Source organism: uncultured Butyricimonas sp. (genome assembly GCF_959596855.1).
GTDB lineage: Bacteria > Bacteroidota > Bacteroidia > Bacteroidales > Marinifilaceae > Butyricimonas > Butyricimonas muris.
The window spans coordinates 42,689-55,389 of sequence record NZ_CAUFYA010000019.1; the positions used below are offsets into that span (position 1 = coordinate 42,689).

The window sequence follows — 12,701 nt, forward strand, 5'->3', positions numbered from 1 at the left end:
ATTATCTCCGTCTTCTTTTTAACCAAATCCCGATATATCCCAACACGAATAACCCGGGAAGTACCCACAACAACCCGACACGCACCCACGTCATGGAGTCCTTCGTGAGTTCCAACACTTTGTCTTGAGGAGAAATCGCACTTAACACCAAAGGGAATTCCTCGTAACTCAACCACCGGAACATTCCCGTGATCAAGTTGAAGTTCGCCGCACGCACGCCACGCCGATTCATCAACAATTCCGCATTGCTCATGCAATCGGCATCCCCAAGGACAACCACCCGTTGTTCCCGGTCACCGACTTGCCGGGTAAGAGCCAGCAAAGTCGGGTATGTCTGTTCCACCTCGCCCGCCCGGACATTCAGCACCGCTTTCTCGTCCGTGAAGTTCACAGTTTCCAACTCATTCCAACTGCCCTTGTCATACGTCGACAGTACAGGGGCAACCCGGAATCCCGCGGTAGTATCATAGCTCATTACGGCTGTTCCGGGCATCGTGATCACGTAATTATTCCGGAATAATCCCCGGTATGCGGTCATCACGTTGACCCCCGGTTCTACAAAACGACAGATCAATAGATCGTCGGCATAACTACCCGTGGGTTGTACCAAAGTTCCTTGTTCAAAGCGCACGCCCAAGGGACGAGTGATAGGATTCATCACTCCGGACGTTCCCGGCTCTCCGGCTATAACAAGATTTCCACCTCGCCCGATGTATTGATCGATTTTTTGTAATTCATCCTCGCTTAGAGGTGATTGCACATCCGCTATCACCAGAACACTTACTTCTTCTGGGATAACGGGAATTTCTGCCAGAGATAGACTTACCACGTCAAAACCGTTATTTATCAATGCATAGCGGAAACTACGATCTTTCGTGAAACTACGATAATCTTTATCCCCGGCTTTGTTGATATCCCGTTCGCCATGTCCGGTAAGGAAATACACCTTCGGGGATTTCATCACCAAACGTTTCATCGCGGCAGATAGTTCTGCTTCTCTCGGATCACGACTTCCGTCTTCAAAGATGCGCAAAAAGGCTTTTTCACCGCTCGCCCGCTCGATTTGCCGCACGAAACGGTATTCTTCTCCCGACAGATCAATCTGTTTGTCGATCTCTTCAGGGGTAAGAAAACGCTCGATATTCTGCCCGTTCAGCGTGGCAACCCTCCATGCCTTTTGTTTCAAATCAAGATTCGGGTACAACTCATTCAATGCTTCATTCCCGGCATCAGCGTAGTAATAGACATACTTCATTTCGATCTCCGGTTTGAAGCGAATGTATTTTTTGAACTTGGCTTTATCACTATTCGCCATAGCGGGGAAAATCAGATTGCGTTCATCATCCAACAGATTCACGTAGGTTGTGATCGTCATTCCCCCGTCCAGTTGTTTCATGATTTCCTGACTTTCGGCAGTCAAGCTATTAACCTTAATGGAAGAGGCATCATAATAACACATCAATCCCGGACGGGACGTGATATACCCCAATAACATCGCCACGACGACTACCCCCCCGTAACGCATGGCAGCCACACTCTTGGTTCTCTTCGTTTTTCCAGCTTGAATTTTCATCACAGAGAGCGTGACGAATAACGCAATAACGATCAAGAAATACAACACGTCTTCACTGCAAATCAAACCGTCGATCAATTGATCTGAACGACCGAAAATGGACAGCCAGTAAGTGATATCCTGCACGAACGGAATCCCCTGCCCAATGTTCCCCACGTAATTCAAGAAAGTCAGAACCGCCAACGTGGCGACAGCCGCCACGACTTGATAAGACGTCAGACAGGACATGAATAAACCGATAGCGGCATAAGCACACACGACCAGATAGAAGCCCAAAATACCGGAGAGTAACAAAGATATATCAAAATGAGGCACGTGCAGAATGGTGAAACCCACGAACACAAGTACGATCGCTACCAGAATCAAAGCATATACCATCATGGAAAGATATTTCCCGAAAATAATCTGGAAACTGGATACCGGCGAGGAATAAAGCAATTTGATAGAACCACTGCTAAATTCCCGACTCATCAATCCCATGGTCAACAAAGGGATATATAAATAAAGATGCCCCAGCATATTCGGGAATATTCCCCACGCCCCGGTCAACAATTCTTTAGCGATACTGTACCATAACGGTCTGGAGAACTGTTGCATCAACATGATATCTATTACTTTCACGTACTGCATTCCCGCCTGTACCGTGAAAATAATCAGGATTAACCAAGCTATGGGGGAATAGAACAGAGTGCATAACTCTGTCGCGGCAATTTTTAATATTTTTCTCATAACCGATTACGCTTCAAGTTTACTTTTACCGGACAAGCGGGCAAATATTTCATCCAGAGAACTCCGTTCCACCGTGATCTCACTCAACATCCATCCTCGTGCAACACTCGTATTGACGATACGGTTATTGATGTCTTCCTCCGGCTCGAACCACACTCTAAAGTTCTTCGCTGTCACCGAATCCACACGCACGACACCTTGTATTTGTTGTAATTCCTCGATTGACGGAGGATTTTTCAACGTGATTAACAATGATTGGGGTTGTATATAATTGTTAAATTCATCCATTGTTCCGGAAAAGACAAGATGTCCCTGCTCGATCATCTTGATATGGTCGCAAGTCGCCTGTACCTCCGAGAGAATATGTGTCGAGAGCAATACCGAGCGATCGTACGCTATCTCTTTGATTAAATCCCGGATTTCAAGTATCTGATTCGGGTCTAAACCATTGGTCGGTTCGTCCAGCACGACGAATTTGGGATTGTGGATGATAGCTTGAGCTATCCCTACTCGTTGCTGGTAACCGCCCGACAAGTTTTTCAGCAACCTTTTGCTAAAATGCGATATACCACATTTATCCATGGCTGACAGCACGGCAGACTTAATTTTCTTCGGTTCCACAGACCGCAATTCCGCGCAGTACGCCAAATACTCGTCTACCGTCAAATCCGTGTACAGCGGCGGTTTCTGGGGTAAGAAGCCGATATTCATTTTCGCGGCGATAGGGTCTTCCCGGAAGTTAATCCCGTTAATGTACACTTCACCTTTCGCCTGATTCAACACGCCGCACATGATATTCATGGTAGTAGACTTCCCTGCCCCGTTTGAACCTAACAGACCTAATATTCCTTTCTCGTAAATTTCAAAATTAATATCCTGAATCGCCCACTGCACGCTGTAACGATGAGACAGATGCTCTACTTTTACTATTGGTTGCTCCATAATGATGTAATTAATAAACAGGGGAGAGGTTTTCCGGCATTTCACCATCTCTCCCCTTCTGTAAGATGATTATTTTAATGTTGTTCCTATTGCTGTTATTTCCCCGAAACCTGTCAATACTTGCGAGGCTTCTCCAAGTGCTCCTGTTCCTAAAGTGGTAATAGGCACAATATATACTTTTCCTTCACCCGTGGACGAATTATACGTCGATACCAACAATTGCTTCTGGTGTTGGGCATGTATAAACTCGTAATCTTCCGAAGAATAAGCGCTATTTCCATACCATGCCTGCTGATATACCTGAACTCTCGTTATACGTTCGCCTGTTGAAGGCAAATTCCAAGGTGTGCCGCTCCGGGCACTGCTTCCGGCTAATAGCGCCGGATAGATTTTATCGTCCGTGGCGTAATACATCACATCCATGTTTTCGCAAAAAGCGTAATCAACAGCCTGAGTGATATCCGTACACTCGTTTATGGAGATCTTTCCGGTTCCGCCGGGAACATAACTTATCGACGATATTTTAAACAAAGTATCCAAACCTGAGTTTAAGTCCCGTAACAAGTGCAAGTGTTCCGAATTATTACCCACTCCTGCCGCTATTGCTTTTTTATTCGGCAAATTACCCGGATCAAAAACATACTGCCCTTCTCCCAACTGTTGCGTCAGTATAGAAGTTGCACCGTTATTAAACACCAAAAAGTTAGCACCATAAACGAAATAACCGTTCGTTTCGTCATAACAAGTGAACGCAGCCGTCATCACGCTAGTAGTTTTTTCCACTGCCAATTTCCCGTTAAAAACTTGGGTAGAACCGGCGGCATAGTTCATCGGGGAGAAAAATTGATAAGCTCCGTTACCTATCTGCCCGTAGGCTTTTCCATCAATAATGGTAAGCAAGCAATTACCCACAGCCGTACTTATTGTTTCCACTTTAAACAAGGTTGGTGCTTGAAAAAACAAATCTTCATTCGACATCGTACGCCCGAAAGTTACCGGATCCACAGAAAATATCTCCTTATCCGTACCAATAACCAAACGGGACAAATTGTATGTAGCCCCATTAGTCGCTATATTGGCAACAACCGAATTGACACGTCCTTCAATAAGTCCCCCGTTGGCAAAAGAATATATATCGCGGGTATATTCCGGCTCTTCCTCGTAACCGTATGTCACCTGCGGAGCTTTAACAAAAGTCAGATCGGAAGTCTCCCCACTGTTTCCCGTGTGAGCAACAAGCAAACCTTCACCAAAAGAATTACTGACGTACAAATCCCACATCTTGTAATAATCAATCCCCTCGTCATTATCAGTCACTCTCAATACCAACAAATAAGGATTACCACTCGGCTCATTCGCCACCTCGTAAATTAATTCAGCCCCTTCACCGATGTCCATCAATTCATGTCCCCGGGGAGTGAGATTTACTTGCCACTGATACGATAGATTGGCACTCCCCTGATCGCCTTTCTTTATCACGGGCTTCACGATCAACTCTTTTCCATAGACAGCCTCCAGTATTTCTTTGTCCGTCGTTATGGTTACCTCGGGTATTTCCCTGTTAGCCTTCTTGCTTTTGTCGTCATAGCAGGATACAATCCCTCCTACCAGTATGACAAGCAACACGTATATCATTTTATTCATAGTCATAAAATTCTTAAATTAATACCTTCTGTCCAACGTCGATGCTATCGTGTAACCGACACGGGAAACTCCCTGTCCGACTCCCAAAGCATAAGAAGAATAGTACTGCGCATCATCACTATGCATCAACGGCGCATCCGGATGTGCCTTATCGTAAGCCTCCACGTAATCGCGCAACTTGCGATTGGCCGCATACCAGTATGGCAAGGTCGCAACACGGACAAATTCCGGATGCTCCTCGATAACGGAAGTTACGGCATAATAGCTGGTAATCTCCACCTCGTCACCAAACACGGTAATCAGCAACTCGTGGAAATTCCGGCTATACGTTCTTCCGAACCAGAACCACCACGTTCTCCATATCGTCGTTTGGTGCGGGCGAACCAGCAAGTCCGTCCACAAGACAGAAGCCATATCATTGCCTTTCATTCCGGCTCCGAAGTAATCATTTTCCACCAATTGCAAGGATAACAACTTAGAAGTATCCGCCAGTTCCTCGCTATATTTTATCGTCACATCAAGACGCGAAGACAATTCCCCAGCTTTCACCACACAAGGGGCGATAGAGTAATCCCCTTCCGCCACGTTGCGACTACTATCCCGCAAAACTGTAAAAGAAACTTCCCTGTCAAAATCCGTCGTTGGTCCCACGACCGTGATCGGCACTTGGACAACCACATCGTTTTTCTCCAAATTCTTCGCGTAAGAGTATTGAACTTCTTTTGTTGAAAAATTCAACGCACAATCCTTAGCATTATAGAACTCCACCTTCTCGTCGCTGCAACTCGCGAAAAAGAGGCACACGACAAATCCCAATCCATATTTTATCAGACTTTTCATCTTTATTCTTTTTAAATTATAAATCCTGATGTCTTCCACCCTCGGATACCTCTTCCTGCGGATACAGGTAAATCAAATCTTCCGGCGATACTTCAAACTCGGTCTCGGGACAAGCAATACCCGTTCGTTTCCAATAATAGAAAGTCTGTCCCTCACTCATAAATTCACGTATGTATTCCAAGGTCAATTCTTCACGGGCATCCGCTGTCAGCGGGTCATACGTTTCGATAACCCCGCGGTGTTCCCGCACGATATCCAACATGGACAATGCTTTATCATTCTGCCCTTTATTGATATAGTACTCCGCGGCGATATAATACATCTCCGAGATTTTCATCATCGGGATTCTATTCCGATAATTCCGGTTATAATTATCCGACTGGTATAATTTACGGCAATTGTAAGCCGCCCCCCCGTCAACCGGAACTAACAACGTATTGTAGCGCACGTCGTTCGCCGAAGGCAATATTTCAGATCCCTCGTAAAGTTTGAACAATACCTCCAATACGGCATCCTCGCTCAATTTAATCCCCTGATAATCCGTACTGGTCACTAGCAAATACCCTTGTGTCAAATCTGTCAACCCCATGACTTCCAACGAGAATAAATGTTCCGTCGAGAAAGTCCAATCACGATAATCGTTCACGGATGTTGCTAAAAAAGCCTCCAGATCAATCCACTCGGCAAAACTATGATCAATAACATCTTGCGCGTACCCAAGAGCTTCTTCCAACCTCTCGTCGCTTCCTTCCCACATACAAACACGGGCAGCCAAAGCCTCCACCGCGTAATAATTCATGCGCTTTCCCCGGTCATCCCAGAATCCGTCCAAATTAATATCCTCGTAATCACTCTCGCTTACCTCTTTACGCGCCGGGTCTTTTTCCAAACAAGCCAAGGCATTTTTTATATCCTCGAACAGCAGTTCGGCTGTCGCTTTGTAAGTACGTTGCGGAGTTTGCTCCTTCGTGAATGCAGTCACGTAAGGAACCGTATATTTATCGGCATTAGCTACCCAATCAGGCAAACCGAACATCCGTAACAGGTCAAAATGAACAAAAGCCCGTATTCCCAACATCTCACCTTTCATCAAGTTATACACCCGGCTATCCAGTTTGCTACCGTTTTTCTCCAGATAAGTCAATATCTCGTTCACGTTGGCAATCACGTTATAACTCCTCGCCCACATCTTTTTGAAAGTAGCGTATCCTCTTACCGTGGAATACCTGTGTTTCTGCCAAACCTCGTACTCTGCCAGAGTTCCTTGTATTTTATAAGGGGAGCCTGCCAAATCGTTGGCAAACCACGTGTAATTTTTACCGTAGGCATCTTCACTTCCCATGTTAATATAAACACCGATGATCGCATCTTTAAACCCATCCTCGGAATTTAACAAATCCGACGCCTCCACCTGAGTTTCCGAAGTTGTTTCCAACCAATCGTTACATGCCGTTGTCATGAACATCATGCACGTCACGATTCCGATATACCATATTTTTATTTTCATGTCTTTCCTATTTAAAATGTTCCTTGCAAACTGAATGAAAGCGTCCGGGCGAACGGATAACTGGTTCCCCTTTCTACTTTTATGGATGAAAAAGTGGCCACGTCATTCATATACACACCCAATTTCAAACGCTGTAAATACATTCGTTTCACTATATCTTGCGGTATCTCGTAATATAAACTCAACGAAGAAATCGTAAGCACGTTATCTTTCTGCACGAAACGAGAAGTAGCTTGCGTTCCGCCATTCTTGTACCCGTTTATATACTGTGCATTCTGTCCCGAATAATACCAACGATCGGAGAAAACCCGACGATCGACATTATTTCCGATATAGCAATTCTCCACCCGACTCACGAGCGTGTTGTTATACATTTTTCCACCCCCGTAATAAGTAAATACGGCACTCAATCCCAATCCCTTGTATTCCCCGTTAAAACCGAAGTTACCGTTATATTTCGGATCGGAAGAACCACAGTACACCAAGTTTGCCGCACTCCACGTGAAGGTTTTATTCCCGTCGAGATCGAGAAATACTTCCTGCCCCGTGTTCGGATCAATTCCTAAGGACTTCACTGCCCAGATAGAATTCAGAGGCTTACCGTCCTGATAGATCGCCACGGGCATAGTCTGTTTCTCGTCAATAGCTGCCTGTTTCATCTGTTCGTTATAAGATCTCAAGGCATCGGAGATTTTCTTAACCCGATTATCATTCGTGGCAATTTTGAAATAGACATTCAGGAAAGCATCTTTTTTCCGGATCACCGAATAAGTAGCGGATAATTCGATACCTTTGTTTCTCACCTTCCCCAAATTATCACGCACGACAGAGAATCCGGTGGAAGTAACCAAACTACGGTTAAACGCCATATTTTTCGTATCAGCGATATAAGCATCGAATTTCAAAAGTAGATTCCCGACATTGGCATCCAAACCGATAGTGTAATCCACCTTTTCTTCCCAGCCTAAATCAGGATTCTCCATGTTTGCCAAATAAGCTCCGGAGAAACCTTGATAATATTTATTCGTGTAATAGTTGTAAACGGACATCGACAAATTACTGGCAAAATTCTGATTCCCGGTAGTTCCGACAGATCCCCGCAATTTCAATTGCCGGATATTGCTATTCTCCATAAACTTCTCGTTGTGAATATTCCATGCCAAACCAAGACTCCAAAATGTTCCCCACTTGTTATCCGTCCCGAAAACAGAAGCCGCACTTCCCTGTAGGGTCAAATCGGCGAGGAAACGATTGTCATAACTGTATCCGCCCAAAACCACGTATCTTAACTCCCGTTGTATCGAATTACTCCCCGTCGGGGTTGATTCTTTCGCGTATTGTCGGGCAAATATGATACTGTTCATTCGTTTATTCGGGAACCCCTCCGTGTAATGGGTAACTTCCGAATATTTTGTTTCCGTTACCGACCATTGTGCTGTCGCGAACAAATCGTGTTTCTTAATCGCTTTACTGAATTGCACGGAGAAATCGCCCGATATCGTCCACGATTTCCCGTTACTCATCTCGTAGCTTCCTTTTCTCAATTGAGAATCCTCATCACTGGAATAATCCTTAAATTTCGAATGATCGGACGGATAAAAATCCTCACTATCCGTTCTTTTTGAAGTCATTCCCAAGCGAGCCATGAGTTTCCACCCCTCGTACGGTTGTATTTCCACGTAAAAATTATTAGTAAAATCCAGATAAGTATCCGTTTGCTTCACACCCAGTTTCGCATCGAACAAGGGATTTCCCAATGTTGAACTACCAGTAGTAAAATCATCCAGATATTGCACCAAATTCCCGCTCTCGTCATAAGGCGAAACATAAGGATTCAATGCCGCATAAGTTGAAAAATCACCATAAGGAGAATCATTACTTTTCATACTCGACACACTCATAATATCCCGGAACAGGACTTTACCCGCGCGATAGGATAAGTTCAAATCACCGCCGATAACCCTTCTGTCGGAGCCTTTCATAACTCCTTTCACGTCGTTGTAAGAAAAAGAACCTATAGCGGATAACATTTCCGTACCGATTTCCACCTGCAAGGAGTGTTTCTGCCCCACGCTCGTGCGCAAGGGTTTGGATAACCAATACGTGTCCAGTCCTTCCTTAGCTCTCCGCAAGCGCTCATTGTACAATTGCATGTAATCAACTTTATCGTCCACGAACGTCCCCAAACTCTCGTAATACCCTTCTCTTCTCTCGACTTCCAGCTTTTCCAAAGCATTCGTCAAATCATAGCTGGTAAGATCCGGCATCTCCAAATCAAGACTTCCCACGTAGGATACGAGCGTTTGTCCTTGAGGCGCCCTTTTCGTTTCTATAACGACCACCCCGTTCGCCGCTTTTGAACCATAAATCGCTTTTGCCGCCGCATCTTTCAAAATGGTCACGCTCTCGATCCGGTTCATATCCATGTCGAATATTTTCTCCGTGGTAGTTTCAAACCCGTCCAAAATAAACAAAGGGGTGTTCGGATCATCTTGAAAACGACTCTTCAAAGAAGTTTCGTCAGTAGGAAAAGTAGATGCGCCGCGCAATTGCATATTCGGCATCGCGTTAGGGTTCGACCCTTGAGCGATATTATCCATAATCAATAACGAGGGATCCAGATTCTTTAAACTCTGGAACAGATTCTGGTTCCCGACACGTTTCAATTCCTCACCCCGGATAGTTACGGCGGAACCCGAATAACTCTCGGCTTTCCGGGTAAAAATACCCGTCACGACAACCTCCTCGACATTCATCACGTCTTCGTCCAGTACCACGTTAATCGTCGTTTGTCCTTTGATCGCTACCTCCTTGGTTTTGTATCCCATGAAAGAGAATACCAATGTTGTCGCACTCGTCGGGACAGTCAAACGATACGCACCCTGCACGTCGGCACTCGTACCAATCTGCAAGGAATCGGTTTTCAAAACAATCGTTGCCCCCGGTAAAGGTTCCCCCTTGTCGTCACGCACAACTCCCGTGATAGTCAACGAGAGTGCTTCTTTTTTCGGAGTTACCACCACCCTGCCCGCGTATTCCACGCAAGTCAGGTTAGTATTCTCCACGCAAGCTTTCACTGCATCCAAGACAGTCACGTCCTTCAAGTCAATCGTCACTCGTTTCGTTTCTTTCTCTACCTCTTCTTTCTTAAACACGACCATATTGTCGCTCAGTCGATTGATCTCCCTCAAAGCGTCAAGCACACTTACCTGCTCCTGTTTTAAAGAAATTCTTTTAACATTCTGTTGCCCGTAGACCGATGAGCTTATCCAAAAAGCGTTTAATGACAGCAGTAAAATGCTGCAAAACGCCACCCGCATCACCGAAAGTCTACAAAACACTTTTGTCTTGTAGTTTTTTTTCATAGTTTTGTTCTGTTTTAATTAAACAAGTACCTTGCTGTCAACAAGGTTAATTAACCGGGAATGCCTGCAACGCATTTCCGGTTTTATTATCGTTTCTCTATAACGCGTACAATATTTCCTTCAATTTTAAACTCAGGTCCTCCTGCCATAGTCAACATCTTCAAGATTGATTCAAGTTTCTCGTCTTTACTCATTTTTCCGCTAAATGTATGATGTCCCACGCGTATGCCGTCCGTGATAAAACGCACCTCGTACCACCGGGAAAGCATACGGGTAACAACATCCAGATCGTCTTCATTAAACACGAATACCCCATACCTCCATGCCACGTAATTAGCCGGATCGACCTCACGCACCACGAAATCATCCGTTCCTCTTTCCCACTGGGATTGCATTCCGGGTTTCAACAAAACAGGAACAATCCCATGCTCCGCATTATCCGCCAAACCTACTTCCACTTTTCCCGATAATAGCGTAGTGTACACGGCGTCCTCGTTCGCGTAAGCGCTGATATTAAACGAAGTACCAAGTACCCGCGTCCGCATATCTCCCGTTTCCACTATAAATGGCCGCTCTGCATCGTGTTCCACCTCAAAATAAGCCTCTCCTTTCAGTCTGACCACCCTTTCTTTACCGATAAACTGCACGGGATATTCCAACTCTGTTTCCGCGTTCAACCAAACCCGTGTTCCATCACTCAATACCAATGCATAGTCACCCCCGACCGTGGTATAAATTCTATGTCGGGATTCCTGCCGGGGAACGGAATCCGCGTGCAATCTATATGATAAACCATTTCCTTCGCCGACAAGGGTCACTTGTGACAATTTTATACTATCCGATGCGTGACTAACCAACCCGAACTGACGCCCGTCTTCAAGTACCAGCATCACTTTTTCTCTCGTGGGCTGCATGGGTATTTTCCTGATATCCTGCCGTTCATTCACGCCAACAAGCGTATCGGGCTGCCGTTTGGAGTTCCACGTCAAGAACACCCCGAATAAACATACTGCCGCAATCCCGGCAACCCAACCGATCCGCCGCCACTGCTTCTGTCCGAAATCCTTATGAACCAAACGTCTTGAAACGACCCGGTGTACCCGCTTGAAGTCCGTCGTCTGGTTAATTTCATCTTCCAATCTCAACCTCTCCCGAATACATTTCCAACGAATAATATTCTTGTACAATTGGCGATTATCCTCACTCTCGTCCAGCCAACTTCCCAATACCTCTCTTTCTTCCGCAGAGGCCGTTCCCAACTTCACTCGGATAATAATTTGTGCCAGTATTTCCGCTCTACTATATGTCATCATCTTTCTTTCGTTTCTATATAGACACCACAAAAAGAGTCACGGGATGAATGAAAACAGGAAAAAATCAAAAATTATTTTTATACTTGCACTCGATATTATTTAACCTTCGTTTTTTTATATTACCAAATCATCACAAGATTTATTTTCGGTTATTTTTACAACATTCATTATTAACCTATTACAACAGCCAAATATCGGCTGTATCCGGGCATTCTCGAATCGTTTTAAACGAACGATTATTGATATGAAGAAAAACCTTGAATTAGAAACTTTTATCAAAGAGCACTATGCCCCTTTATGCGCTGTTGCAGTTCGTTTTGTCGGTTCTCCGGATGTGGCTCAAGACATAGCACAAGAGGTGATTATCAAGTTTTGGGAAGACCAGCATAATCTACAAGAGATCAACCTAATAGACAATTTTCTCTATACGATGGTAAAGAACGAATCTTTAAACTATCTACGAGGACAACGACGAGAAAACGAGAGATACAATAAACTGGAAATGGAAGAATCTGAAGATCCGAAAGTTCTAAACCTACTGATCGCGGAAGATACAAACCAAGCCTTAATCAACGCTATCAACACGTTACCACTTCAAAGCGCCCGAATTATGCGTCTCGTTCTATCCGGTTATGAAAACAGAGAAATCGCACAAATCATGGGCATCTCGATAAACACGATAAAAACCCTGAAATACTCCGCAATCCGTAAACTCCGGGAATATTTCAATTCAGGAAAATACGAAATAGAATAAAATATATCCCACTTCATTCATCCCGCAAAGGTTT

8 protein-coding genes are annotated in these 12,701 nt (G+C 44.7%); 1 reads left to right on the forward strand and 7 read right to left on the reverse strand.

Annotated elements, in window-relative coordinates:
- Position 1: 1 nt before the first annotated feature.
- The 7 genes from Q5866_RS10055 to Q5866_RS10085 form a co-directional block, all read right to left on the reverse strand.
- On the reverse strand, positions 2-2,302 hold the full coding sequence (locus Q5866_RS10055; protein WP_303180032.1) for a Gldg family protein: 2,301 nt from the start codon (positions 2,300-2,302) through the stop codon (positions 2-4).
- A 6-nt stretch (positions 2,303-2,308) separates the two neighbouring features.
- Positions 2,309-3,244 (reverse strand): ABC transporter ATP-binding protein, encoded by a 936-nt coding sequence (locus tag Q5866_RS10060; protein WP_303180033.1) that lies wholly within the window; start codon positions 3,242-3,244, stop codon positions 2,309-2,311.
- 69 nt (positions 3,245-3,313) lie between these two features.
- The gene (locus tag Q5866_RS10065; RefSeq protein WP_303180035.1) at positions 3,314-4,888 is read right to left on the reverse strand and encodes a PKD-like family lipoprotein; all 1,575 of its coding nucleotides are present in this window, start codon (positions 4,886-4,888) and stop codon (positions 3,314-3,316) included.
- 18 nt (positions 4,889-4,906) lie between these two features.
- Positions 4,907-5,728 (reverse strand): DUF4843 domain-containing protein, encoded by an 822-nt coding sequence (locus Q5866_RS10070; RefSeq protein WP_303180036.1) that lies wholly within the window; start codon positions 5,726-5,728, stop codon positions 4,907-4,909.
- Between the two features lie 16 nt (positions 5,729-5,744).
- On the reverse strand, positions 5,745-7,235 hold the full coding sequence (locus Q5866_RS10075; protein WP_303180038.1) for a RagB/SusD family nutrient uptake outer membrane protein: 1,491 nt from the start codon (positions 7,233-7,235) through the stop codon (positions 5,745-5,747).
- A gap of 11 nt (positions 7,236-7,246) precedes the next feature.
- Positions 7,247-10,600 carry a SusC/RagA family TonB-linked outer membrane protein gene (locus Q5866_RS10080; protein WP_303180039.1) on the reverse strand — a complete coding sequence of 1,118 codons (3,354 nt, stop codon included), beginning with the start codon at positions 10,598-10,600 and terminating at the stop codon, positions 7,247-7,249.
- An 86-nt stretch (positions 10,601-10,686) separates the two neighbouring features.
- Entirely contained in the window at positions 10,687-11,913 is a 1,227-nt protein-coding gene (locus Q5866_RS10085) for a FecR family protein (RefSeq protein WP_186975915.1), read from the reverse strand.
- Positions 11,914-12,157: 244 nt separating this feature from the next.
- Here Q5866_RS10085 and Q5866_RS10090 point away from each other — a divergent pair, with 244 nt between their 5' ends.
- On the forward strand, positions 12,158-12,667 hold the full coding sequence (locus tag Q5866_RS10090; RefSeq protein WP_186975916.1) for an RNA polymerase sigma factor: 510 nt from the start codon (positions 12,158-12,160) through the stop codon (positions 12,665-12,667).
- Positions 12,668-12,701: the final 34 nt, after the last annotated feature.